Source organism: Pseudomonas sp. SLBN-26 (genome assembly GCF_006715895.1).
Classification (GTDB): Bacteria; Pseudomonadota; Gammaproteobacteria; order Pseudomonadales; family Pseudomonadaceae; genus Metapseudomonas; species Metapseudomonas otitidis.
On record NZ_VFOB01000001.1, the window covers coordinates 828,108 to 853,923 of the forward strand.

Genomic DNA, 25,816 nt, shown 5'->3' on the forward strand with positions numbered 1-25,816 from the left:
CGCGACCGTGGCGTGTTCCGGGCGGCGCGACCTCATGGAGTAGACGCGCCGCAAGGCGCCTGATTTAGCCGCCGGTGGCGGCGTGGGCAGTAGCAGGCCGTTGAAAAACGTAGACGAGGCAGCCGATGCAAGGCGAAAACGGCCGAAAAAGCGCAGTTTACGTGGGGTAAATGAGCATTTTGAGGGCGTTTTCAACGCCGTAGCGGCAACGTAGTTAGTTTTTCAACAGCCTGGTAGTGCTCACAACTCCCGCGCCACTCGCAGCCCCAGCCAGTCGCCGCGCACGTAGGGCTCGCGGTAGTTGCGGTTGCCCGAGCGGGAGAAGATCGGCGGCTCGCTGTAGTCGTTGCCGCGGATGTGGCGGTACTCGCAGTTGGCTTCCTCCCACGCGCTGCCATCGCTGGGGGCGCCGACGTAGCTGTCGTGCAGGCAGTCCGCCACCCATTCGTAGACGTTGCCGTGCATGTCGTAGACGCCGAAGGCGTTGGCCGGGAAGCTGCCGGCCGGGGAGGTGTAGTTGAAGCCGTCGGCGGCGCCGTAGGTGTTGGCGTGCTGGGCGATGCTGTAGTCCTTGCCTTCGTCGAAGGGGAAGGGGAACGGGCCTTCGCTGCCGGCGCGGGCGGCGTACTCGCGTTCGGCTTCGCTGAGCAGGCGGTAGTGCTTGCCGGTCTTCTTCGACAGCCAGGCGACGTAGGCACGGGCCTCGTCATGGTCCATGCACACGGCGGGCTGGTCCGGGCCCTGGGGGTAGCTGGGCTTGCCGTTGGTGCAGCGGCGGCCGGGGCGGTCGTCGCCGTCGGGAAGGGTGATGCGGGCTTCCTTCATGTAGGCGTCCCATTCGCGGGCCAGCACCTGGAACTTGCTGATGGCGAAGGGCCTGGCGAAGGTCACGGTGTGCAGCGGGCCCTCATCGGGCTGGCGGCCCACTTCGTTCTCCGGGGTGCCCATGGTGAAGCTGCCGGCGGGCAGCACCACCATTTCGGGGCAGTTCTTGCAGTCCTTGAACAGGCTGCCGGGTTGCTTGGCGTCGGCGGCGAGGGCCGGTGCGCTGACGAGCAGGGCGACCACCAGGGCCAGGGGTTGGGTTGCAGGCATGGCGATTCTCTCGAAGGGAATGGGTCAGGCGAGCTGGGGGGCGAGGAGGGCCATCACCCGGTCGATCTGCGCTTCGTCGTTGAGCAGGCTGGGGGCCAGGCGCACCACGGGGCCGACGTCGCGGTCCACGGCGTCGCTGATCACCTTGCGCTCCAGCAGGTAGCGGGCGACGGCGTCGCAGTCGCGCCCCTCGACGCGGAAGAAGGTGAAGCCCGAGGACATCTCGCGGCTGCGCGGCGTGACCAGCTGCACCTTGGGGTGCTCGGCCAGGCGCGCCTTGAGGTAGTCGTTGAGCTGGTGGATGCGCGCCTGGACGTCGGCCTTGCCCAGTTGCAGGTGCAGCTCGAAGGCCGAGCCCACCGCCAGGCGGTGGTCGAAGGCGTGGTAGCCACCGGGGGTCATCAGGGTGCCGAAGGTCTCACCCTTGGTGAAGGTCGGCGTGCTGGGCACCAGGTGGGCCTGGGGCTGCGGGTAGCGGGCGATGATCACGCCGGTGCCACGGGGGCCGAACAGCCATTTGTGGGTGCCGGCGATGAAGTAGTCGCAGTTGAAATCGGCGAAGTTCAGGTCCTCGACGCCGAAGCCGTGCACGCCGTCCACCACGTAGAGGAGGCGGTCCGCTTCGTCGCGGCCCTGGTTGAGTTCCCGCACCAGCTGGCCGACTTCGCGCGCCGGCAGCTTCACGCCGCTGCCGGACTGCACCCAGGTCATGCCCAGTACGCGGGTCTCGGGGCGGATGGCCTGGCGGATGTTGTGGAGCATCTCGTCCACCGTGGCCAGGTGTGGGTCCTTGAACAGGGTGACGCGCCGCACCGGCGTGCCCATGAGGCGCTCGCGGTACTCCAGGCGGGTGTTGGTGGAGTAGTGCTCGTGGGCGCTGACGAGGATCTCCTTGCCAGGCGCCACCTGCAGGCCGCCGTAGATCATCGCCAGGCCGTCGGTGGTGCTGCCGGTGAGGGCCACCTGCGCGGGCTGCACGCCGAAGTAGCGGCCGGCCCAGGCGCGGACCTCGTCTTCATAGCCCCAGAGTTCCTCGCGGTCCCAGTCCAGCACCTCGCCGGGGTTGGCATCCAGCCGGGCACGGAAGTGGGCGATGGCCTCGCGTACCACGCGCGGGTGGGAGGCCAGGAGGAAGGTGCAGAAGTGCAGGTAGTCCGGATCGAGGTCGAACTGCTCGCGCAGGGCCAGCCACTTGTCCGTGGTGGGGTGGTTCGGCGATGGCGCGGCCTGGACGTTGCCGGCGAAGGCGGAGCCCAGGGGCAGGGCGGCGGCCAGCAGGCCGGCCTGCTTGAGGAAGGTGCGGCGGTCGCTCATGGGCGCACCTCCCCGGCGCTGGCCGGCGCGGCCAGGCGCTGCACCTCGCCCCACACCCGCAGGAAGTTGCCGCCCCAGAGCTTGGCGATGTCGGCGTCGGAGTAGCCGCGCTGGATCAGCTCGGCCGTCACGTTGTGCGACTCGCCGACGTTCATCCAGCCCTCGACGCCGCCGCCGTCGTTGAAGTCGCTGGCGATGCCCACGTGGTCGATGCCGACCTTGCGCACGGTGTAGTCGATGGCGTCCACCAGTTCCTTGACGCTGGCGCGGGGCTCTTCTTCGAGGATGGCGTAGAGCGCGCTGGCGTATTCGCCGAAGCGCTGTTCCGGCCAGATGGCGATGATCGGGTCACCCGGCATCAGCGCGTTGGCCAGGCCGTTGAGCGGCTGCAGGTCGAAGCGCGCGCGCAGGGCGTTGAGCTTGTCCAGGGTCGGCTGCGAGAGGGGCTTGAGGTAGGCGGGGAAGCCCACCACCTGGATCACCCCGCCGCTTGCCTTGATCCGCTGCATTTCCGCGTCGCTGAGGTTGCGCGGAATGTCCACCAGCGCGCGGGGCGCCGAATGCGAGGCGACGATGGGGGCGCGGCTGAGACGGGCGACGTCTTCCAGGGCCAGGGTGGACATCTGCGACACGTCGATCACTACGCCCAGGTCGTTGAGTCGCTTCACCGCCTGCTCGCCGAGGGGCGAGAGCCCGCCGAGGGCATCGGCGGTGTCGTTGAAGAAGGGCAGCGGGCGCGAGGAGTCGGCCCAGGCGTTGTTGCCGACGTAGCTGAAGCCGAACAGGCGCATGCCGCGTGCGTGCCAGGCGTCCAGCGCGTTCAGGTCCTCGCCCAGGGGGTAGGCGTTGAGCATGCTGATGACGATGGCGAACTTGCCTTCGCCATGCAGGCGGCGGAAGTCCTCGGGGCTGTAGGCGATGCCGACCTGGTTGGGGAAGTCGCGCACCAGGCCGCTGATGATCCTGTAGCGCAGCTCCTGCTGGTGGCGGGCCTCGTCGACGAAGGCGGCTGTGGGGCGATGGGGGGCGTTGGGACCGTTCCAGATCTCCGGCCAGCCGAAGATGGTCAGCGCCGCACCGGAGAGACGCCCGCGCCCGGCTTTGACCAGGTCGAACTGGCCTTCGCCGTCCTTGTCCGCCTCGTTGCCCTCGGTGCCGAAGTCGGTGGGCACGGTGATGTGGCTGTCGAAGGAGAGGATTCGCTCCTGCAGTTCCTCCGCGTGCTGCATCACGTCCCGGGGGTAGGGCGCGGCCTGCCGCAGGAAGAAGTGCCAGGTCGCTGCCGCGACCAGCGCCAGGAGGATCGCCAGGGCGATCAGGTAGAGGGCCTTGCGGGTCGTGTTCATTGCCATCCCGTTCGTTGCCAGGGGTTGATGCCGAGCGCACCCGGGGTGGGTGCCCGTGTCGGAAGAACGAGGGCAGGGTGGGGAAATTTAGAATCGGGCGCTGTTGATCCGTTGCAGGAAACGACCCGTGTCCGAAGCGCACTCCAGGGTTTTCCTGTGGCCGGGAAAGTGAGGCGGCGAAACCTGCCCCTTACGTATCAGCAAAGCAGCCATAAATTTACCCCCCGTTACCTCGTTCTAGCGGGATAGGCGTGGCTGACACGGATGCGATGTAGCGATGAGGTTTTCCAGACGTGGGTTCATGGGAGCGCTGGCGGTGGCCGGCGCAGCGGTACCGGCGGTGTGGTACGCGCGGCGTGAGCCGGATTACGACGAAACCCTCGAACCGGACCAGGTGGAAACCCCGGGGGAGGCCACGGTGGACGCCGCCGATTGGGGCGGGGTGCGCCTGGCCACCCAGTTGCGCGGCATCTGGGACCTGCGTTTCGACGGCCTCGATGGCGGCCTGGACGGGCTGCCCCGCGAGGGCGTGCAGATGCTGTTGGACATCGGCCCCACCGGCCGAGCCCTGCGCGGTTGCATCGACCAGGGCACCGCGCTGCGGGGCACGGGTGAACCCCGCTACCGGGTGCTCGGCGAGGTGGTGGACCAGGACGGCAAGCGCATCCGCTGGCGCTTGGTCCCGGCCGGCGAGTCAGCCCCCAGCCATGAACTGGAGGCCGTGCTGGACGAGGTCTGGGGCAACTGGGCCCAGGCCGGTGACGCCAGCCTGAGCGGGCGCATCCGCCGCATCGACCGGCCCCTGGCGCTGCCCGAGCCGGACAGCCGCTTCGTCGCCCGCAAGCGCGCCTTTCCCGAGGCGCGGCAGGTGACGCCCCTGGAGCCGGCGCTGCTGCAGTGGCTGGTGTCCCCCGAGCACCGCCTGTTCCACCAGCTCTGGCACGCCACCCGCGACAAGTGGCATCGCCTCGACGACCGTCGCCGCGATGCCCTGCGCGGTGCCGGCTGGCAACCCGGCCCACGGGATGCCGAGCGCGGCGCACGGGGCCGGCGCAAGCACCTCAACGGCTCCGGCGAAGACTTCCTCTTCATGCACCGGCACATGCTGGTCAAGGCGCGCCGCCTGCAGCCGGGCCTGCCCAACTGGAGCCGGCTGCCCTTGCCGTGCCCGTACCTGGAGCACGACCGCATCGGCTTCATCCGTTACCAGGAGAACCACGACGGCAACGCCGTGCCGCCGGCCTGGTTCGCCTGGGACGACGACGAGCTGGGCCAGTGGCTGCACGACATCAAGTCCGCCCAGGCCTTCTACAGCAACTTCCAGGTCTGGGAGTCGCAGTACCAGGACCCGGACTACCTCGCGCGCCTGACCCTCGCCCAACTGGGCTCGGAGATGGAGCTGAACATCCACGACTGGCTGCACATGCGCTGGGCCACCGTCACCCGTGACCCGTCCAACGGCATGCCGCTGCCCGGCGATCGCGACCAGGTGGACTACGGCGCCCGCTGGTTCCGCGCCGACAACGACTACCTCGGCGACCCGTTCTCGTCCCACGTCAACCCGGTGTTCTGGCGCTTCCACGGCTGGATCGACGACCGCATCGAAGACTGGTACCGCGCCCACGAGCGCGCCCACCCCGGCGAGGTGGTGGTGCGCGAGGTCCAGGGCGTGCGCTGGTTCGCGCCGGGGCGCTGGGTGGAGGTGGGCGACCCCTGGCTGGGCGCGCTGACCCATGGCTGCGGCGGGCTGGACGATGCCGGCGGCGGCGCCGGCGAACTGGAGGTGGAGGCCATGAAGCTGGCCCTGCGCATCACCTTCGGCGAGGACGACCTGGTCAGCCGGTTGCTGCCACGAACGCCCCGGCGTCCCTGGTATGCGCGCCACCTCAAGCGTCGCGACGAGGGCCGCTAGCCCCGGAGAGGGCGAATACTGGATTCGTTCGATTATCGAACGAATAGTCGATTATCGGATTGTTACACCCGGAGGCGGGGGGTACCTTGCTCCCCAGCCGACCCCGGCCAGGGCCCGCCGCCCTTGGCTTCACCGGGTGTCGCCACGGGCGCGCCGCCAGGCCGCCCTGGACAACAACACGAGATCGACCATGGCTGAAATCATTTCCCTCCGCGAGGCCGTCGAGCGTTTCATCAACGACGGCGACAAGGTAGCCCTCGAAGGCTTCACCCACCTGATTCCCACCGCCGCCTCCCACGAGATCATCCGCCAGGGCAAGAAAGACCTGCACCTGGTGCGCATGACCCCGGACCTGGTCTACGACCTGCTGATCGGCGCCGGCTGTGCCCGCAAGCTGACCTTCTCCTGGGGCGGCAACCCCGGTGTGGGCTCCCTGCACCGCCTGCGTGACGCGGTGGAGAAGCAGTGGCCCAACGCCCTGGAACTCGACGAGCACAGCCACGCCGACATGGCCAACGCCTACGTGGCCGGCGCTTCCGGTTTGCCGTTCGCCGTGCTGCGCGCCTATGCCGGCTCCGACCTGCCGAAGGTCAACCCGAACATCCGCTTCATCGACTGCCCCTTCACCGGCGAGACGCTCGCCGCCGTACCGTCAGTGCGCCCGGACGTCACCGTGATCCATGCGCAGAAGGCCGACCGCAAGGGCAACGTGCTGCTCTGGGGCATCCTCGGCGTGCAGAAGGAAGCGGCCCTGGCGGCCAAGCGCTGCATCGTCACCGTGGAAGAGATCGTCGACGACCTCGACGCGCCGATGAACGCCTGCGTGCTGCCCACCTGGGCCCTGACCGCGGTGTGCCACGTTCCCGGCGGCGCCAGCCCGTCCTACGCCCATGGCTACTACGAGCGCGACAACCGCTTCTACCAGGCCTGGGACCCCATCGCCCGCGACCGCGACACCTTCACCGCCTGGATCGACGAATACATCCGTGGCACCAAGGATTTCGCCCAGTTCCAGCAGAAGCTTGCGGAGGCCAAGTGATGAGCGCCCAGTACAGCACCAACGAAATGATGACCGTGGCGGCTGCCCGTCGCCTGAAGAACGGCGCCGTCTGCTTCGTCGGCATCGGCCTGCCGTCCAAGGCCGCCAACCTGGCGCGCCTGACCTCGTCCCCGGACGTGGTCCTGATCTACGAATCCGGCCCGATCGGTGCCAAGCCGAGCGTGCTGCCGCTGTCCATCGGTGACGGCGAGCTGGCCGAGACCGCTGACACCGTGGTCCCCACCGGCGAGATCTTCCGCTACTGGCTGCAGGGCGGGCGCATCGACGTCGGCTTCCTCGGCGCCGCCCAGGTGGACCGCTTCGGCAACATCAACACCACCGTGATCGGCGACTACCACACCCCCAAGGTGCGCCTGCCGGGTGCCGGCGGCGCGCCGGAGATCGCCGGTTCCGCCAAGGAGGTGCTGATCATCCTCAAGCAGTCCCATCGCACCTTCGTCGACAAGCTGGCCTTCATCACCTCCGTGGGCCACGGCGAAGGCGGCGACCATCGCCAGCAGCTCGGCCTGCCCGGCAAGGGGCCGGTGGCCATCATCACCGACCTCTGCATCATGGAGCCGGAAGCCGGCACCCACGAATTCATCGTCACCTCGCTGCACCCGGGCGTGACCCGCGAGCAGGTGGTGGCCAACACCGGCTGGGCCATCCGCTTCGCCGACCAGGTGGCCGAGACCGCCGCCCCCAACGAGGTGGAGCTGAGCGCCCTGCGTGCCCTGGAAGCCCGCACCGCGGCTGCCCACGGCCAGCAAGGGGGTGAGGAATGAGCCGCGACGTCTTCATCTGCGATGCCGTACGCACGCCCATCGGCCGCTTCGGCGGTGCCCTGGCACCCGTGCGCGCCGACGACCTGGCCGCCATTCCGCTCAAGGCCCTGATTGAGCGCAACCCCCAGGTGCGCTGGAGCGAGGTCGACGAAGTCTTCCTCGGTTGCGCCAACCAGGCCGGCGAGGACAACCGCAACGTCGCGCGCATGGCGCTGCTGCTGGCCGGCCTGCCGGATAGCATCCCGGGCGTTACCCTGAACCGCCTCTGCGCCTCGGGCATGGATGCGGTGGGCACCGCCTTCCGCGCCATCGCCTCGGGTGAAATGGAGCTGGCCCTGGCGGGTGGCGTCGAATCCATGTCCCGCGCGCCCTACGTGATGGGCAAGGCCGACAGCGCCTTCGGCCGCAACCAGAAGATCGAGGACACCACCATCGGCTGGCGCTTCATCAACCCGCTGATGAAGGCCCAGTACGGCGTCGACGCCATGCCGCAGACCGCCGACAACGTCGCCGACGACTACCAGGTCTCCCGCGCCGACCAGGACCTGTTCGCCCTGCGCAGCCAGCAGCGCGCCGGCCGCGCCCAGGCCGAAGGCTTCTTCGCCGAGGAGATCGTCCCGGTGGTGATCAAGGGCAGGAAGGGCGACACCGTGGTCGATGCCGACGAGCACCTGCGCCCGGACACCACCCTGGAAGCCCTCGCCAAGCTGAAACCGGTCAACGGCGAAGGCAAGACCGTCACCGCCGGCAACGCCTCGGGCGTCAACGACGGCGCGGTGGCGCTGATCCTGGCCTCCGCCGAGGCGGTGAAGAAGCACGGCCTCACCCCGCGCGCCAAGGTGCTCGGCATGGCCAGCGCCGGCGTTGCGCCACGGGTCATGGGCATCGGCCCGGTGCCGGCGGTGCGCAAGCTGCTGGAGCGCCTCAACCTGGGCATCGACCAGTTCGATGTCATCGAACTCAACGAAGCCTTCGCCGCCCAGGGGCTGGCCGTGATGCGCGAGCTGGGCCTCCCCGACGACAGCGAGAAGGTCAACCCCAACGGCGGCGCCATCGCCCTCGGCCACCCCCTGGGTGCCAGCGGCGCGCGCCTGGTACAGACCGCCTTGCACCAGCTGGAGAGGTCCGGCGGCAAGCGCGGCCTGGCCACCATGTGCGTGGGGGTAGGGCAGGGCCTGGCCCTGGCCATCGAGCGCGTCCAGCAGTCGAAGTGACGCATGGTGGGCTTCAGCCCACCATGCCCCATCTGATGAAGCGGTTAGATCGCTACGCCTGATGTGCCAGGCGTAGCGCGCAAAGGCTGGTCGTGACCGGCTGGCTGCTATACAACGACTCACCTTCCTGATTTCCGGAGCACTGGCTTGAACAGCCCGAGCAACCAACTCTTCGACGCCTACTTCACCGCCCCGGCCATGCGCGCGATCTTCTGCGACCAGGGCCGGGTGCAGGGCATGCTCGACTTCGAGGCCGCCCTGGCCCGTGCCGAGGCCCGCGTGGGGCTGATCCCCCGAGAGGCCGTCGCGCCCATCGAAGCCGCCTGCCGCGCCGATTTCTACGACTTCTCCGCCCTGGCCCAGGCCATCGCCACTGCCGGCAACTCCGCCATCCCCCTGGTCAAGGCCCTGGGCAAGCGCATCGCAGCGGCCAGCCCGGAGGCCGAGCGCTACGTGCACCTGGGCGCCACCAGCCAGGACGCCATGGACAGCGGCCTGGTGCTGCAACTGCGTGCTGCCATCGGCCTGATCGAAGCCGACCTCGCGGCCCTGGGCGACGCCCTTGCCGAGCAGGCCGAGCGCCACGCCGACACCCCGCTGGCCGGCCGCACCTGGCTGCAGCAGGCCACCCCGGTGACCCTCGGCATGAAGTTCGCCGGCCTGCTGGGCGCCGTCACCCGCCATCGCCAGCGCCTGGCGGAACTCAAGCCGCGCCTGCTGTGCCTGCAGTTCGGTGGCGCCTCCGGCAGCCTCGCCGCCCTCGGCGAACAGGCCTGGCCGGTGGCCGAAGCGCTGGCCGTCGAGCTGTCGCTGAACCTGCCGGACCAGCCCTGGCACACCCAGCGTGACCGCCTGGTGGAGTTCGCCAGCCTGCTGGGCCTGGTCGCCGGCACCCTGGGCAAGCTGGGGCGCGACCTCAGTCTGCTGATGCAGACCGAGGCCGGCGAACTCTTCGAGCCCGCCGCACCTGGCAAGGGCGGCTCGTCCACCATGCCCCACAAGCGCAACCCGGTGAGCGCCGCCGTGCTCATCGGCGCCGCCACCCGTGCACCGGGCCTGGTGGCCACCCTGTTCGCCGCCATGCCCCAGGAGCACGAGCGCAGCCTCGGCCTCTGGCACGCCGAATGGGAAAGCCTGCCGGAGCTCTGCTGCCTGGTGTCCGGTGCCCTGCAGCACGCGCTGCTGGTGGTGCCCGGCCTGGAGGTGGACGCCGCGCGCATGCGCCGCAACCTCGACCTGACCCAGGGCCTGGTGCTGGCCGAGGCGGTGAGCATCGCCCTGGCCCAACGCATCGGCCGCGATGCCGCCCACCATCGGGTGGAGCAGTGCTGCCGCCAGGCGGTGAAGGAGGGCGCCCACCTGCGCGCCGTGCTCGGTGCCTGCGCCGAGGTCACCGCCGAGCTGTCCGCCGCCGAGCTGGACCGCCTGCTCGACCCCGCCCATTACCTGGGGCAGGCCCGCCGCTGGGTGGAGCGTGCCCTCGCTGAACACACCACTTTCCCGCGCTAGGAGTTTTCCATGCCTGCCGTACGTCTCGCCGATGGCGACCTGAACTACCTCCTCGAAGGCCCGGCCGGAGCGCCGGTGCTGGTGCTGTCCAACTCCCTGGGCACCGACCTGCACATGTGGGACGCCCAGGTCCCGGCCTTTACCCGGCACTTCCGGGTGCTGCGCTACGACACCCGAGGCCATGGCCAGTCCCTGGTCAGCGAAGGCCCCTATCGCATCGAACAGCTCGGCCGCGACGTGCTGGCCCTGCTGGATGCCCTGGACATTCCCAAGGCGCATTTCTGCGGCCTGTCCATGGGCGGGCTGATCGGCCAGTGGCTGGCCATCAACGCCCCCGAGCGCATCCAGCGCCTGGTGCTGTGCAACACCGCCGCCAAGATCGGTACCCCCGAGGTGTGGAACCCGCGCATCGACGCCGTGCTGGCGGGCGGGGCCCAGGCCATGGCCGACCTGCGCGACGCCTCCATTTCCCGCTGGTTCACCCCGGACTTCGCCGAGGCGCAGCCGGAGAAGGTCGAGGCCATCGTCAGCATGCTGGCGCGCACCTCGCCCCAGGGCTACGCCGCCAACTGCGCCGCTGTGCGCGACGCGGACTTCCGCGAGCAGCTCGCTGTCATTCAGGCCCCGACCCTGGTGGTCTGCGGCAGCGGCGACCCGGTCACCACCCCCGAGCACGGCTGCTTCATGCAGGCGCGCATCGCCGGCGCCGAACTCGTCGAGTTCCCGGCCGCCCACCTGTCCAACGTGCAGGCCGGTGAGGCCTTCAGCCAGCGCGTACTGACCTTCCTCAGCGCCTGATTGCGCGCCGGATCACCCCGGGCTGAAGCCCGGGCTACCGCTTTCCCGACGCGGATGCCGCGTCGCCGTTCCACGACCCTGTTCGAGGCCCTCATCGATGGACGAAAAAGAACGCTACGAAGCCGGCATGCAGGTCCGCCGCGCCGTACTGGGCGACGCCCACGTCGACCGCAGCCTGCAGAACCTCACGCCCTTCAACGAAGAGTTCCAGGAAATGATCACCCGCCACGCCTGGGGCGACATCTGGACCCGCCCGGGCCTGCCGCGCCACACCCGTAGCCTGGTGACCATCGCCATGCTCATCGGCATGAACCGCGAGGGCGAGCTGAAGCTGCACCTGCGCGCCGCGAAGAACAACGGCGTCACCCGCGACGAGATCAAGGAAGTGATCATGCAGAGCGCCATCTACTGCGGCATCCCCGCCGCCAACGCCACCTTCCACCTGGCCGAAGCCGTGTGGGATGAACTGGGGGTCGAGTCGCTGCACCCCTGATCGCCGAGCGACTCCCGGCCCAGGCTCCAGAGCCTGCGGCCGGGCAGGCTCGGGTTCACGCCGCTGTCATGTCCTGCCCGCCAGCCCCCGCCCCGAGCGGTCTCCCATTCGCCCTCCTGCAACACCACCTCGCCGCAGCGCCCTGTCATGTCAGGCAGGTTGCACGCACCCCCGAACATTCCTGTCCTTGAGCGCCTCGTGCTCCCGAGGTTTTTTCCTTTGCCTGTCACCCGTGGCTGCGACTGTCAGTGCCATGGCCGAGCCGCACCGGGCTTCTGGAATGCGCCCGACCGGCCATGACCCGCTCGACAGCGAACCATCCACGTCCAGACACGATGAAAGGAGCTTCCTCATGTTCAAGCGCAACGTTCTCGCTGTTTCCCTGGCCGTCGCCGGCCTGTGTTCCGCCCAGGCCATGGCGGCCGTCGTCGGTGGCGGTGCCACCCTGCCGCAGGGCCTGTACAACACCGCCACAGTGCTGCCGTCCGGCTTCAACGCCTACATCGGCGTGGGCAGCGGCGCCGGCAAGGCTGCCGTGCTGAACAACGACGCCACCAAGCTCAACCTGCCCAGCGGCACCACCGTCGACTACGCCGGCAGTGACTCCGTATTGAGTGCCGCCGAGATTTCGGCCTACAAGAATGCCCACCAGTCCCCGACCGTGCCCGTCACCGATGCCAACAACTGGGGCCCGCTGGTACAGATCCCCTCGGCGGCCACCTCGGTCACCATTCCCTACAAGAAAGCCGGCGTCACCTCGCTGAACCTGACCAGCACCCAGTTGTGCGGCATCTTCTCCGGCAGCATCACTGACTGGAACCAGATCAGCAGCGGCTCCGGCCCGATCACCGTGGTCTACCGTGGCACCAGCAGCGGCACCTCCGAGATCTTCACCCGCCACCTGAACAGCCAGTGTTCAGGCCAGTTCGGCGTCAGCAGCACCTTCACCAGCGCCGCCCTTGGCGGTGTGCCGGTCGGTGCCGTGGCCGTGAGCAGCAGCGCCCAGATGGCCAGCACCGTGGCCGCCACCGATGGCGCCATCGGCTACGTCGGCCCGGAAGACGTGGACGCCACCAATCCCGCCGTGGTCGCCAAGGTCAATGGCAACCTGCCCACCGTGGGCAACGTCACCATCGCCCTGAGCAACGCCCTTCCGCCGTCCACCGCAGCTGACCGCGCCGATCCCGCCAAGTGGGTCCCGGTCCTGGCCAACCCCGCCACCGGCTACAGCATCGTCGGCTACACCAACCTGGTGTTCAGCCAGTGCTACAAGGACAGCGCCGACACCATCGCCATCCGCACCTTCCTCAACCGTCACTACGGTCTGAACGCCAGCAGCAACAACGATGACGAGATCGTCGCCAACAAACTGATCCCGCTCACCGCCGCCTGGAAAGACGCCATCCGCACCACCTTCGCGCTGCCGGGCAGTTCCCTGGCCATCGGCAACACCAGCGCCTGCAACGGCATCGGCCGTCCGCTCTAAGCCCCTCGCGGGTTCGCCCCAGGAACCGGCAATGGCCTCGCGCTATTGCCGGTTTTGCATGTCAGGCGCCGGTAGGCCCCGTGAACTTTGCGTGACAAAAGTTCGGTCGCCCGCTGCGCCGACGGCCTTGGGGGTAACAGCCATGGCGCGCCCTTCGGGGCGCTGCGCCTCCACCCGAACAAGGACCCGTCGTGATGCGTTCCCAGCCCAAGCCGTCCGTCACCTGCACCGCCCGCCGCGAACACCCCCTCCTGCTCAAGCCACTGGCCCAGGCCATCGCCCTGATGCTTCTGGCTGGCGGTGCCCAGGCCGCGCCGGCCTTCAGTGCCGGCTGGTTCGCCGAGAAGGGCGCCGCCCAGGCCGCCGGAGCCGCCCGGCCGGGGACCGTGCAGCCGGGTTCGCCACCGCCGCTGGCGCAGCAGCAGCAGGTGCAGCAGCGCCTGGGCCGCTCCTTCGCCAACCTCAACAACACCGTGGCCGCCATCGCCGCGGCCCAGGCAGCCCAGGCCGCCGGGCGCGCGGCCGCCAGCGGCGCCCCGCAGACCCTGCACAACGGTCTCGGAGGCAACGGCCTCAACGTGGTGGTGGGGCCCGATGGCAAGCCGCTGTTCATCAACGCCGAGGCGCCGGTGCAGACCGACGCCAACGGCAAGGTGCTGGTGTCCATCAAGCAGACCGCCGACAAGGCCATCCTCAACTGGGAGACCTTCAACGTCGGCCGTGACACCACCCTGGCCTTCCAGCAGGAGGCCAGCTGGGCATTGCTGAACAAGGTGGGCAACAGCACCGCGCCCAGCCAGATCCAGGGCCAGATCAAGGCCGACGGCACGGTGATGATCCTCAACAGCAACGGGGTGGTGTTCAGCGGCACCAGCCAGGTCAACGTGCGCAACCTGGTGGCTGCCGCTACCGGCTTCAGCGACGAGCAGTTCCGCAGCGGTGGCCTCTACAACGGCAGCAACCCGAGCTTCACCAACGCCCAGGGCAATATCCGCGTGGAGCAGGGGGCGCAACTGAGCACGGCGGCGCCCAGCACCTCCACCTCTGGGGGCGGCTATGTGCTGCTGCTGGGCAAGGAGGTGGACAACGCCGGCAGCATCAGCACGCCCAAGGGCCAGGTGCTGATGGCGGCTGGTGACAGCTTCGTGATCCGCAAGGGCTATGGCAGCGACGGCAGCCCCACCTCCACCACCCGTGGCAACGAAGTGAGCGCCAGCGGCAACGGCCGGGTGCTCAACCGGGGCGTGCTGCTGGCCGCCAGCGGCGATGTCAGCCTGGTGGGCAACCAGGTGCAGCAGAGCGGCGTGGCCCTGGCCAGCACCTCCGCAGACGCCCGTGGCACCGTGCACCTCACCGCCAGCGGCGCCAATGGCCAGGTGACCCTGGGCGAGGGCAGCACCACCGCGACCCTCCTCGATGCCAGCGCCACTGCCCTCGACAGCCAGCGCGATGCCCTGCTGGCACCGGCCCTCAAGCAGGACGGCGACGTGGTGAACGGCGACGCCTTCCGCCGCGACCTGTCCCTGGTGCAGATCGACAGCAGTGGCAGCGTGGACTTCCAGAAGGGCTCCATCACCCTGGCCACCGGTGGCCAGGTGGCGACCCAGGCTGCCCAGCGCAGCCTGGTGCGCGACGGCGCGGTGATCGACGTCTCCGGCGTCACCGGCGTGCAGGTGGCCATGTCGGCCAACAGCGTCAAGGTCAACCTGCAGGGCAACGAGCAGCGCGACGCCTCGGTCAACCGCGACAAGGGCGCGCTGAACAACAGCGACGTCTGGGTGGATGTGCGCGAGCTGGTACGGGTGCCGGCCGGGACCAACGGCTACGCCACCGACCGCTGGTACACCGCCGGCGGCCTGCTGGAGGTCAGCGGCTACCTCGGCACCCAGGGCCACAGCGTGGCCGAATGGATGGCCCTGGGCGGCACCGTCAGCTTCACCGGCGGCGAGGTGGTGACCCAGTCCGGTTCGCAGATCAACCTTTCCGGCGGCACCCTCGACGTCCAGGGCGGCAGCGTCCGGCAGACCTGGCTGAAGGGCGCCGACGGGCGCCTGTACGAACTCTCCAGCGCCCCGGGCGACATCCTCTACACCGGCATCTACCGGGGCTACGAGGACCACAGCCAGCGCTGGGGCCGCACCGACTACTACTACGACCCGCTGATCGCCCCGCGCGAGCGCCAGGAGGCCGGCTACACCGTGGGCCGCGACGCCGGCAGCCTGGTCATCGGCACCCGCAACGCGGTGCTTGAGGGCACCCTGGTCAGCGACACCTACCAGGGCGCCCGGCAGACCCAGGCGGCCCAGGCCGGCCTCGACGGCTACCGCCAGTCGCAGAAGGCGGCGGCGCGCGGTGGCCAACTGGTGGTGGGCACCTACGCCCCCCTGTACGTGAAGAGCAGCGGCACCCTGGAGCCCGTACTGGGTGCCAGTGCCAACACCCTGAAGCAGGTGGTGTTCGGCCAGGGCGCCGAACGCATCGCCGACGGGCTCGACCTGACCACCGCCCTGCCGGCGGGACGCCAGGGCACCCTGTACCTGGACAGCGCCCAGCTCAACGGCTTCAACCTCGGGGCCATCAAGGTGGCGGCCAGCGAGGGCATCCGGGTCGACAGCGCGCTGCAGGTGGCGCCGGCCGGCAACGTGACCCTCTACGGCCCGCAGGTGGAGGTGAACGCCGACATCACCGCCCGTGGCGGCAGCCTCCAGCTGGGCAACGTGCTCAACCAGATGACCGCCCTGGGGCGCGCCGATACCGTGCTCACCCCCACCAGCGGCAGTGCCTCGGTACGCGTGGGGGCGGGCGTGCGCCTCGATGCCAGCGGGTTGTGGAGCAACCTGCTGCGCGAGCCCGACGACACCCGCGCGCTGCCCTACCTCAATGGCGGCAGTGTGTCCCTGCGCAGCAGCGGCAACACCCTGCTGGAAGCCGGCAGCACGGTGGATGTCAGCTCCGGCGCGGCGCTGCTCGCCAACGGCAGGCTTCAGGGCGGCAAGGGCGGCAACGTCACCCTGGCGGCCAGTGCCGGCAACCGGGGTGACAGTGGCGTGCTGAGCCTGGGCGGCGCCCTGCGGGGCGAAGGCGTCAAGGGGGGTGGCACCCTCAGCCTGCAGGCCGCTCGGGTGCTGATCGCCGACAACGCCCCGTCGGCGCCGGCCGGCACCCTGGTGCTGCGTGGGGATTTCTTCGACAAGGGTTTCTCCGCCTACGAGGTGAGGGGCAACCGGGGCCTGGAGGTGGCCGAGGGCACACGCGTCGAGGTGACCCAGCCGCTCTACCGCCAGGCCAGCGGCGCGGGCAACCTGGCCACCGGCGGTGCCCTGTCCGAGGCCCTGGAGCGCTGGTTGCCACCCCTTTACCAGGAGGATGCTGGCCAGGGTGTGCTGACCCAGCGCCAGGGGGCGAGCCTCTCGCTGCAGGCTGGCAGCCCGGAGACCGCCGCCGCCGACATCGCCAGCACGGCGCTGGTGGTGAAGCAGGGGGCTCTGCTGCATGTCGACCCTGGCCAGGCCATCCGCCTGGCCGGGATCGGCCAGGTCACGGTGGACGGCACCCTGGAGGCCTGGGGCGGGCGCATCAGCGTCCTCGGCCTGGGGAGCAACGGTGAGGTCCAGTCCGCGCGGCCGCTGGAAACCTACCGTTCCCTCTGGATCGGCGATCACGCCCGGTTGGACGCAGCCTCCCGCGCCGTCAGCGCGGTGGACGCCCGAGGCAACCGCTACGGCCAGGTGCGCCAGGGGGGCAGCATCGTCATCGGCGGGGAAATCGACGCCAACCGGGGTGACCTGACGGCCAGCGATGCCTTCGTGGTGGTGCGCCAGGGCGCGCGCCTCGATGCCTCCGGCAGCCAGGCGTGGCTCGACCTGCCCGGCCAGGGCCCGCTGCGGGTGGCCAGCCAGGGCGGCAGCATTGCCCTGGCATCCACCAGCGGTTTGTACCTGGATGGGCAGCTCCGCGCTGCCGCGGGCGGCGAGGGGGTGGCAGGGGGCAGCCTCTCCGTGGCTCTGGGTGCGACCAAATACAGGTTCGAAGACCCCCGGGCCACTGACGCCGTGCGCCAGGCCCGGGAACTGGTGGTGGCCCAGCAGCAGGCGGCACCCCTGGCCGAGGGGGCTGGCCCCGAGCAGGGGGCGTCGTTGCTGCGCTATGGCCAGGGCCGGCTGGCGGTGAGCCAGGTGGAGCAGGGCGGGTTCGACAACCTGGCGCTGCTCAGCACCGGGCTGCTGAGCTTCGATGGCAACGTGCGTCTGAACCTGGCCAATGCCCTCAGCCTGTATGCCGGGGCCTATGGCCTGGCCGAGTCCGCCGCGGCGGATAGCCGGGTCGAGTTGAGCAGCCACTACCTGCGGCTGGCCGGGACCAAGCCGGTTGACGCGAACAGTGGGGAGACCAGCACGGGGATTGACATTGGCACCTCGATACGCCCTGCCACTGGCCAGTGGCGGCTCAGCGCCCGTGGCCTGCTGGACGTGCGCGACAAGGTGAACCTGGGGGCGCGCGGCAGCATCCGCCTGCTGCAGGGGCGCGAGCAGGTGGTGGACCGCCGTGCCTTCGCCCAGGTGCAACTGGACAGCCAGGGTGACCTGCGGCTGTTGGCGAGCCCGAGCAGCATAGCCAACGCCATGAGCCTGACGCTGCCCGGCGACCTGCGCATCACAGCAGCCCAGGTCTACCCCGGTACCGGGGTCAAGGCCTTGGTGCAGGCCACGCGCATCGACATCGGCCGCCCGGTTGGCGCGATCCCGGCGCAGCCCCTGTCGGCCTTTGGCGAGTTGAGGCTGGAGGCCGACGTGATCAACCAGGGGGGCGTCCTGCGGGCGCCATTGGGCAGCCTGGTGATCGGTAACACCAGCAACGGCCCTCGGCCTGCCAGCCGGGTGAACCTGCTGCCCGGTAGCCTGACCTCGGTGAGCGGCGCGGGCCTGGTGATTCCCTATGGCGGCACCGTGGACGGCAAGACCTGGCTCTACGACGGCGTGCCCCTCTCCACCACCCTGCTTAAGGAGGGGCAGAACAACATGCCCGGCAAGGTGGACCTGATCGGGCAGGCCATCGACGTGGCCGAGGGCGCCGTGGTGGATGTGTCCGGCGGCGGGGTGGTGCTCGGTGCCGGGTTCGTCGCCGGTCGCGGCGGCTCCACCGATGCCCGTTTCAACCCGCTGGTGCAATACGGCCCGGACGGCTTCCTGCTGCCGGCCCTGAGCAGCAACCCGGTGTACGCCATCGTGCCCGGCGTCCAGCCGGGTTTCGCCCCCGGCAATGGCGAGGCCGGGGCCGTGGCACCACTGGTGGGCCAGCAGATCACCGTCGGCGCTGGCGTGCCGGGGCTACCGGCGGGCACCTACACCCTGCTGCCATCCACCTACGCCTTGCTGCCGGGGGCCTTCCGCGTGGAGGTCAATGGCCTGGCGGGGCAGGGCGGTGCCCTCGTCACCCAGGCCATGCGCAACGGCTCCTGGTCCACCGCCGGCACCCTGGGCCTGGCCAGCGGCGCCCGCGACAGCCTGGCCAGCCAGGTGATCCTCACCCCGGCCGACGTGCTGCGCCGCTACTCCCAGTACAACGAGACCACCCTCAGCCAGTACCTGCTGGCCGATGCCGCGCGGCTGGGCATCCCCGCCGCGCTGATGCCGCGGGACGCCAAGGCCTTCAATCTGAACTTCTCGCGCAGCGACGGCAGCCAGCCCAGCTTCCGCTTCGCCGGAACCCTGCTGAAGGGCCGTGAGGAGGGAGGACGGGGCAGCATCACCGCCATCGACGCGACATTCGGCAGCCACCTGGAAATCGTCAAGGCCGGCACCGGGGCCAGCGCCGGCTTTACCGGCATTTCCCTGAACGATGCCGACCTCAACGCCATCGGTGCCGGCAGCCTCTTCATCGGTGGTCATGGCCGTACGGTCTACGGCCAGGGTGGCAACTTCATCCAGTTGGGTACCGCCAATGGCGCGGCGGCCAACGTGCACAGCGTGACCCTGCGCAGCGGCGCGACCCTGCGGGCGCCGGAGGTCATGCTGATCAGCTCCGGCCCGACGGGGGGCATCACCGTGGAGCAGGGCGCCAGTATCAACACCCTGGGCCTGGGGGCTGCCCCGCGGGACTCCCGCGACGGTTACCTGTACAAGCCGGGGCGCAACAGCGTGCTGGCGGTTTCTAACGGCTACCTCAGCCTGCTGGCCCCGGATGTGCCCAACCCCCAGTTACCGAATGCGGCGCCTGGGCCCATCCGCATCGGTGTCTGCGACGGCACATGCAGCGGCACCACCGGGCTCTATTCCGACGGCACCATCGCCACGGCCACCGACAACCGCTTCGAGTTGAGCGATGCGGTGCGCTACGGCACCCGCAACCTGACCCTGGCAGTAGGCGGTATCAACGTCGGCAGCGCCGAGGTGCTGGCCGACCTGGCCAGCCGCAACCGCCTGCCCAACGGGCTGACCCTCAACCAGGCGGTGCTGGACCGCCTGCTGCGTGGCGATGCCCAGGTCGGCGCGCCCGCGCTGGAGACCCTGGTGCTGGGCGCGCGGGATTCGCTGAACTTCTTCGGCGACGCCAGCCTGGACACCTACGGTGCCGACGGTCGCTCGCGGCTCAAGGAGCTGGTGCTGACCACCCCGGCCATCTACGGCCAGGGCGAGGCGGGTGCGCGTGCACAGATCCGCACCGCCAACCTGGTGTGGAACGGTGCCCACAACGAGGCCGGTGCCATCATCGCCGGCGGTGCCGGCAGCGGCGTGGGCAGCCTGCTGATCGACGCCGAGCGCATCGAGTTCGGCTACCTGCCGGACAGCCAGCCCAGTGCCAGCCCGATCCGCGACCGGCTGGCCGTGGGCTTCGCCAACGTCGAGCTGAACGCCCGCGAGCGCATCACCGCCAACCACAAGGGCGGCCTGGCGGTGTACCAGCGGCAGGACGGCTACACCCCGGGCCAGGGCTTCCAGTACAGCGGCGGGCAGCTGACCCTGCGCACCCCGGTGCTGACCGGCGGGGCCGGCTCGGTGAACCGCCTCAGCGCGGGTGGCGACATCCGCATCAGCGCCCCGGCCGGTTCCACGGTGCCGACCATCGGGGGCGATGCCCTGGGGGCGGAGCTGTCCCTTCGCGGGCGCAACCTGTACCTGGAGGGTGCGGTGGTGCTGCCCAGCGGCAAGCTGACCCTGGCGGCCGAGGAGCAGCTGAGCCTCGGCGATGGTGCCCGCATCGACCTGGCCGGGCGTAAGGTCACCTTCAACGAGGTGAACAAGTACAGCTGGGGCGGCGACCTGATCCTGGAGAGCCGCCACGGCGACATCCACCAGGCGGCCGGTGCGCTGATCGACCTGTCCGCAGTCAACAACCAGGCCGGCAGCCTCAAGGCCACCGCCCTGGCGGCCGGCGCCGGCACGGTGGCCCTGGAAGGGCGCATCCTCGGTGGCAGCAGCGGGGAATACGACGCTGGCGGCACCTGGATGCCGTACAAGGCCGGCAGCCTGGAGATACACGCCCAGCGGCTCGGCGCGGGCAACCTCAGCGACGATTTCGCCGCGCTCAACCAGCGCCTCAACCAGGGCCAGGTGTTCGGCGCCCGCAGCTTCCAGCTCAAGCAGGGCGACCTGGTGATCGGCGATGGCCTCAAGGCCGGAGAGATCAGCGTGTCGCTGGACGGCGGGCACCTCACGGTGAACGGCACCGTGGACGCCAGCGGCGAGCGGGTGGGGGCCATCCGCCTGGCCGGCAAGCAGGGGCTCACCCTCGGCAGCGGCGCGCGGCTGGACGCCCATGGCAACCGCCTGCGGGTGGACAGCTACGGCGGGATCATTGATGCGCCCAACCGGGCCACGGTGGAACTGAGCGCCGTCGATGGCCAACTGACCCTGGCCAGCGGCGCCCGCATCGACCTGCGCCACGGCACCGCCGCCAGCAGCGGCCGCGATGGCCGAGCACGGGGCACCCTGGAGCTGAATGCTCCCCGGCTCGGCGGTGCCAGCGCTGGTGACATCGCCATCGATGCCAGCGGCCCCCTGGACATCCAGGGCGCCAGCCTGATCGCCGTGAACGGCGTGCAGCGCTACGACGATGCCCGCGACGGCAGCGACCCGGCCGCCAGCGGCCGGCCCTACCAGGTCATCGACCAGGCCTATCTGGACCAGAAGCACGCCGAGAGCCTGGCCTTCATCGACCACGCCCTGGCCAACGGCGCGCTGCTCAACGGCAAGCTGGCCGGCCTGAACAACGCCGCCTATGCCGATGCCTTCCACCTGCGGCCCGGGGTGGAGCTGGTCAGCCGGACGCCCGGTGGCGACCTGGTGGTGCAGGGCGACCTGGACCTGTCCGGCTACCGCTACGCCAGCCTCAATCCGCACACCCCCAGGACCGCTGCTGCGGGCTCGGGGGAGGTGGGGCACCTGGTGATCCGCGCTGGGGGCGACCTGAGCGTGCTGGGCAGCATCAACGACGGCTTCCTCGCACCGCCGGCCACCCAGGACGACGACGGCTGGGTGCTGCTGCCCGGCAAGCAGCCGTTCAACGGGGATGTGGTGGTGCCCCGTGGCGGCATCGAACTGCAGGATGGCACCGCCTTCCCCGCCGGCACGGTGCTCAACTACGACCTGCCGATCAAGGCCATGACCCTGGCTGCCGGTACCCGCCTGCCGGCGGACGCGTGGTTGAACGGCCCGCTGCTACTGGCGGCCGGTACGGTGCTGGCGGCGGAGGTGCGCAACGCCGACGGCAGCCTGGCCTACGCGGCCGGCACCCGCCTGGCCGAGGCCGTCACCCTGGCCCAGGGCATGGTCCTGGGGGCGGGGACCTGGCTGCCGGGAGACACCCCGGTAACGGCCATGACCTGGCCGAAGGGCGTGCCGCTGCCGAGCAACGCGCCCAGCACTATCGTCGGTGCGCCGGACAGGGTGGTACAGGCGGGGAACCTGGTGCTGGCCCTGGGTGCGCTGATCCCGGCGGGCACCGATGTGAAGCTCGCCGCCGGGGTGGAGAAGATCAACCTGCGAGGCGGTGACGGCAAGGGACGCAACTGGGCCGTGGCGCAGATGCTGCCCGAGGGCTCGCAGTCCTGGTCGCTGCGGGCCGTGGCCGGTGCCGACCTGAAGGCCGCCGACAGCCGCCTGGTCGACCCCTATGCCGAGCACGGCGAACTGCGCCTGGCCGACACTCACTATGGCTACCTGGCGACGCTCAAGCCGGTGCCATCGATCCGCCTCCTCACGGCGGAGGGTGCACTGGCGTGGTATGGCGATGAGAGCCTCGCCGGCAAGCCGGTAGCCGAGGTCATGGCTGAGTTCGGCTCGGACGAAGCGAGTGTTTGCTATGAGGCCAGTCTATGTGCTCTACCGCCAGGCCCCAGGGTACTAAGCGATGAAGCTTCGCTGCTTTACTGGGGTGACCTGAGCTTTTCCGGGCGTCCAGTCGCAGAATTGGCATCCCTATGGGGTATGACCGACGACGAGTTCTGCGCGCAAGGGGCAACGCTCTGTATCGTCGAGGGGACACCTGAACCCTTGCCCGAATACAACTACGCCCTGGGTAGCAGCCGCTTCAGCGTGTTGCGCACCGGCACCGGGGACCTGGACCTGGTGAGCGCCGGGGACTTCAATCTGCACTCCCTGTACGGCCTCTATACGGCCGGTACCTCTTCGCTGGGGCTGTCGCAGTCCGCGGCCTACAACCAGGCACGCGGTTTGGCCGTTAATCCAGGCAATGGAGCGCTGGTCGATACCGTGCTTGGCAAAAACGGAGGTGTCTACGAGACCCTGGTGGACGGCGGGGTCAGCAGTCTCTACCGCGCCTGGTACCCGGAGCGGGGCGGCAACCTGTCGCTGACGGTGGGCGGCGACCTGACCGGCGATCTGATCGGACGGCCGGAGAGCGGAGGCGGGGACACTCAGCAGCCGGAAGGCAGCGCAGTCCGCAACTGGCTGTGGCGCCAGGGCGGCGGGCTGGACGCGGCATCCACCGTGCCCAGCGCCTGGTGGATCAACTTCGGCACTTATGTGCCGTTCAACAGTGGTAAGGACGTCGCCCTGGCCGGCTTCACCGGCTTCGGCACCCTGGGCGGCGGCAACCTCGACGTACGCGTGGCCGGGGATGCCGGCCTGCAGGCGCCCCGAGGAACCATGAAGAGCGACCTCGCCAGTCGCAGCCAGGGCCTGGTGCTGGCCGTGGGCTCCACCGGGCGCCTGGTGGACGGCCACCTGGTCACCACCGGCGGTGGCGACCTGAACCTGGTGGTGGGCGGTGCGCTCAACCCCGACCTGGAGGCCCGAGGGTTCCAGGACGATGCCAAGCTGCCCATCAAGCAGCGGCATGATCTCAATGGCAGCCTGGTCAACCTGCGGGGAAGCCTGCGCGCCAGTGCCGCTTCCTATGGCGGCATCGACACGATCACCGGGCCGGCAGCGCTCAACCATGACGCTCGGGAAAGCCGCGCCTACGACCCCTTCACCGCCACCAAGGCCTCCGCTAACGGCGGGCTGGTGCTGGTACCGGGGGACGCCACGGTGAGCCTCAATGCCCGGGGCGACCTGGTGCTGGGGGGGGTGAGCGACGCCGGGCGCAGCCAGGCCCTGGGCGGCCAGGCCGTGGATCTGGCCGGCACCCGCAGCAGCGGCTTCGCCTGGTTCAGCCTGTGGACAGACCATACCGCCATCGACCTGTTCGCCGCCGGTGGCAATCTGACACCCTCGACCCAACTGGGGGAAACGGGCTCCTACACCGGTGGTCTCAGTTTGCGTTCCGGTATGGATTACTCCGCTACTGACGGGCGCTTCGTCTACCCCTCGGTCCTGCGGGCGGTGGCTCCGGCTGGCAGCCTCTACTACGGGCCATCGGCGCAGGGCACGGCTCGCATGGACGCTCAGGTGGTCGTCAACTCCCTGCTACTGGCCCCGGGGCGCCAGGCCCAGTTGGAGTTGCTGGCCGGAAACTCCATCTACGCTGGGGGTTATGCCCTTTCGCCGAGCAACGCTCCCCAGGACCACCTGGCCACGCCCTTCAAACCGGGCTTCTACTACCTCGATGCGTCAGGCGCCAGCCATGGCGACCTGGGCTGGAGCGGCAACCCCGGGCGCAGCCTGTTCGCCTTCGGTGGCACCGGGGTCGAAGGCGCCTACCGTGGTGCCGATCAGCCGACGCGCATCTACGCCCTGCGGGGTGACATCGTCGGGGTGCGCACGGGCGAGATCCTGAGGTTCTCGAGCTATCCCCGGGCCGGTGAAACCTGGTACGAGGGCGCACGCCCGACCCGCCTCATGGCCGGGCGCGACATCGTCAACAGCGGGCAGATGGTCGGTCTGCCAGGCCCGAGCAATATCGAAGGTACTGCGCAGACCACCGGCAACCTGTTCGTCCACGACGCCCCCACCGACGTCTCGGTGGTGTCCGCCGGGCGCGACATCCTCTTCAGCAGCTTCAACGTTGCCGGGCCCGGCACCCTGGAGATCACTGCCGGTCGCCAGCTGCGCCTGGAAGACCAGGCCACGCTGAACAGCCTGGGAGCCATCGTGCCCGGCGACAAGCGCCCGGGCGCCGACATCGCCCTGCAAGCCGGTGCCGGCAGCGGCCCGGACTACCTGGCCTTCGCCCTGCGTTACCTGGACCCGACCAATCGCCTCGCCCCCGGCGCCAGCCTGGGTGCGGGTGGCGTCGCGCAGACCTACGAAGCCGAGCTGGCGGCCTGGCTGGCCGAGCGCTTCGGCTTCAGCGGCAGCCGCGAGCAGGCGCTGGCCTACTTCACCGCACTGGCGCCGGAGCAGCAGCGGATCTTCGCCCGCCAGCTGTACTTCGCCGAGCTGCGCGCAGGCGGGCGCGAATACAACGATGCCGGCAGCCCGCGTTTCGGCAGCTACCTGCGCGGCCGCAATGCCATCGCCGCGCTGTTCCCCAGCCACGACGTGGCCGGCAACCCGATCCGCTACGAGGGCGACATCACCCTCTATGGCGGTGCCGGTGTGCGCACCCTGTTCGGGGGCGGCATCCAGATGCTCACGCCAGGTGGGCAGCAGGTGTTCGGCATCGAGGGCGAGGCGCCGCCGGCCTCGGCCGGTGTCATCACCCAGGGTGCCGGGGACATCCAGCTGTTCGCCGAGGGCAGCGTGCTGCTGGGCCAGAGCCGCATCATGACCACCTTCGGTGGCGACATCCTGGCCTGGTCCGCCCGGGGCGACATCAACGCCGGACGCGGCTCCAAGACCACCCTGGTGTACACGCCACCCCGTCGCGTCTACGACGCCTGGGGCAACGTCACCCTGTCGCCCAGCGTGCCCAGCACCGGTGCCGGCATCGCCACCCTGGCGCCCATCCCCGAGGTACCGCCGGGCGACATGGACCTGCTGGCGCCGCTGGGCACCATCGACGCGGGGGAGGCCGGCATTCGCGTCTCCGGCAACGTCAACATCGCCGCGCTGCAGGTGATCAACGCCGCCAACATCCAGGTGCAGGGCAAATCCAGCGGGATACCGCTGGTGGCCTCGGTCAACACCGGAGCCCTGGCCTCGGCCAGCTCGGCGGCCAGCTCCGCCAGCGGTGCCGCCGAAGAGGCCGCGCGGGGCCAGCAGCGCGCCGCCCGCGAACGCCAGCCGTCCATCGTCACGGTGCAGGTGCTGGGCTTCGGCAACGAACGCCTGCAAGGCGGCGAAGAAGCCCGCGCCCCGGCCCCGACCGGCTACGACGCCAACCGCAGCGTGCAGGTGCTCGGCGCCGGCCCGCTGGACGAACAGGCCCGCAGCCGCCTGACCGAGGAGGAACAGCGCAACCTCACGCTTTGACCCCATCCCCGGCCGCCCTTCGGGGCGGCACTTCTTTCCCGAGGGCGGCAGGTGACTGCCGCTCTTTATT

The 25,816-nt window shown here is 69.9% G+C and carries 12 protein-coding genes; 9 read left to right on the forward strand and 3 right to left on the reverse strand.

Features of this window, described 5'->3' with window-relative positions:
* Positions 1–240: 240 nt before the first annotated feature.
* From FBY21_RS03875 to pvdM, 3 genes are read right to left on the reverse strand one after another with little or no spacing between them, the layout of a single operon-like run.
* Positions 241–1,095 (reverse strand): formylglycine-generating enzyme family protein, encoded by an 855-nt coding sequence (locus FBY21_RS03875; protein ID WP_074972201.1) that lies wholly within the window; start codon positions 1,093–1,095, stop codon positions 241–243.
* Positions 1,096–1,119: 24 nt separating this feature from the next.
* Positions 1,120–2,409 (reverse strand): pyoverdine-tailoring periplasmic protein PvdN, encoded by a 1,290-nt coding sequence (gene pvdN, locus FBY21_RS03880; protein WP_142008756.1) that lies wholly within the window; start codon positions 2,407–2,409, stop codon positions 1,120–1,122.
* Complete coding sequence (gene pvdM / locus FBY21_RS03885) at positions 2,406–3,761, reverse strand: pyoverdine-tailoring dipeptidase-like protein PvdM (protein WP_142008758.1); 1,356 nt, start codon at positions 3,759–3,761, stop codon at positions 2,406–2,408. The genes pvdN and pvdM overlap by 4 nt, the downstream gene beginning before the upstream one ends.
* A 271-nt stretch (positions 3,762–4,032) precedes the next feature.
* Between pvdM and FBY21_RS03890 the strand changes: the two genes are divergently transcribed.
* From FBY21_RS03890 to FBY21_RS03930, 9 genes are all read left to right on the forward strand, one after another.
* Entirely contained in the window at positions 4,033–5,667 is a 1,635-nt protein-coding gene (locus FBY21_RS03890) for a twin-arginine translocation signal domain-containing protein (protein ID WP_142008760.1), read from the forward strand.
* Between the two features lie 190 nt (positions 5,668–5,857).
* Complete coding sequence (locus FBY21_RS03895; RefSeq protein ID WP_044399355.1) at positions 5,858–6,706, forward strand: CoA transferase subunit A; 849 nt, start codon at positions 5,858–5,860, stop codon at positions 6,704–6,706.
* Positions 6,706–7,491 (forward strand): CoA-transferase subunit beta, encoded by a 786-nt coding sequence (locus FBY21_RS03900; protein ID WP_044399351.1) that lies wholly within the window; start codon positions 6,706–6,708, stop codon positions 7,489–7,491. The genes FBY21_RS03895 and FBY21_RS03900 overlap by 1 nt, the downstream gene beginning before the upstream one ends.
* Positions 7,488–8,705, forward strand: a complete 1,218-nt coding sequence (gene pcaF, locus FBY21_RS03905; RefSeq protein ID WP_142008762.1) for a 3-oxoadipyl-CoA thiolase — start codon at positions 7,488–7,490, stop codon at positions 8,703–8,705. Before FBY21_RS03900 ends, pcaF begins: the two co-directional genes overlap by 4 nt.
* 147 nt (positions 8,706–8,852) lie before the next feature.
* Positions 8,853–10,214 carry a 3-carboxy-cis,cis-muconate cycloisomerase gene (locus tag FBY21_RS03910; RefSeq protein WP_142008764.1) on the forward strand — a complete coding sequence of 454 codons (1,362 nt, stop codon included), beginning with the start codon at positions 8,853–8,855 and terminating at the stop codon, positions 10,212–10,214.
* A 9-nt stretch (positions 10,215–10,223) separates the two neighbouring features.
* Positions 10,224–11,012 carry a 3-oxoadipate enol-lactonase gene (pcaD, locus tag FBY21_RS03915; protein WP_142008766.1) on the forward strand — a complete coding sequence of 263 codons (789 nt, stop codon included), beginning with the start codon at positions 10,224–10,226 and terminating at the stop codon, positions 11,010–11,012.
* A 97-nt stretch (positions 11,013–11,109) separates the two neighbouring features.
* Positions 11,110–11,505 carry a 4-carboxymuconolactone decarboxylase gene (gene pcaC, locus FBY21_RS03920; RefSeq protein WP_044399336.1) on the forward strand — a complete coding sequence of 132 codons (396 nt, stop codon included), beginning with the start codon at positions 11,110–11,112 and terminating at the stop codon, positions 11,503–11,505.
* Between the two features lie 352 nt (positions 11,506–11,857).
* Positions 11,858–12,991 carry a substrate-binding domain-containing protein gene (locus tag FBY21_RS03925; RefSeq protein WP_142008768.1) on the forward strand — a complete coding sequence of 378 codons (1,134 nt, stop codon included), beginning with the start codon at positions 11,858–11,860 and terminating at the stop codon, positions 12,989–12,991.
* 194 nt (positions 12,992–13,185) lie between these two features.
* Positions 13,186–25,746, forward strand: a complete 12,561-nt coding sequence (locus FBY21_RS03930; RefSeq protein ID WP_142008769.1) for a filamentous haemagglutinin family protein — start codon at positions 13,186–13,188, stop codon at positions 25,744–25,746.
* The last annotated feature ends 70 nt before the right edge of the window (positions 25,747–25,816 follow it).

Bases quoted from the DNA above. Each gene is read 5' to 3' on its own strand.
- FBY21_RS03875 (WP_074972201.1), bottom strand. From the start codon at position 1,095: ATGCCTGCAACCCAACCCCTGGCCCTGGTGGTCGCCCTGCTCGTCAGC.
- pvdN (WP_142008756.1), bottom strand. From the start codon at position 2,409: ATGAGCGACCGCCGCACCTTCCTCAAGCAGGCCGGCCTGCTGGCCGCC.
- pvdM (WP_142008758.1), bottom strand. From the start codon at position 3,761: ATGGCAATGAACACGACCCGCAAGGCCCTCTACCTGATCGCCCTGGCG.
- FBY21_RS03890 (WP_142008760.1), top strand. From the start codon at position 4,033: ATGAGGTTTTCCAGACGTGGGTTCATGGGAGCGCTGGCGGTGGCCGGC.
- FBY21_RS03895 (WP_044399355.1), top strand. From the start codon at position 5,858: ATGGCTGAAATCATTTCCCTCCGCGAGGCCGTCGAGCGTTTCATCAAC.
- FBY21_RS03900 (WP_044399351.1), top strand. From the start codon at position 6,706: ATGAGCGCCCAGTACAGCACCAACGAAATGATGACCGTGGCGGCTGCC.
- pcaF (WP_142008762.1), top strand. From the start codon at position 7,488: ATGAGCCGCGACGTCTTCATCTGCGATGCCGTACGCACGCCCATCGGC.
- pcaD (WP_142008766.1), top strand. From the start codon at position 10,224: ATGCCTGCCGTACGTCTCGCCGATGGCGACCTGAACTACCTCCTCGAA.
- pcaC (WP_044399336.1), top strand. From the start codon at position 11,110: ATGGACGAAAAAGAACGCTACGAAGCCGGCATGCAGGTCCGCCGCGCC.
- FBY21_RS03925 (WP_142008768.1), top strand. From the start codon at position 11,858: ATGTTCAAGCGCAACGTTCTCGCTGTTTCCCTGGCCGTCGCCGGCCTG.
- FBY21_RS03930 (WP_142008769.1), top strand. From the start codon at position 13,186: ATGCGTTCCCAGCCCAAGCCGTCCGTCACCTGCACCGCCCGCCGCGAA.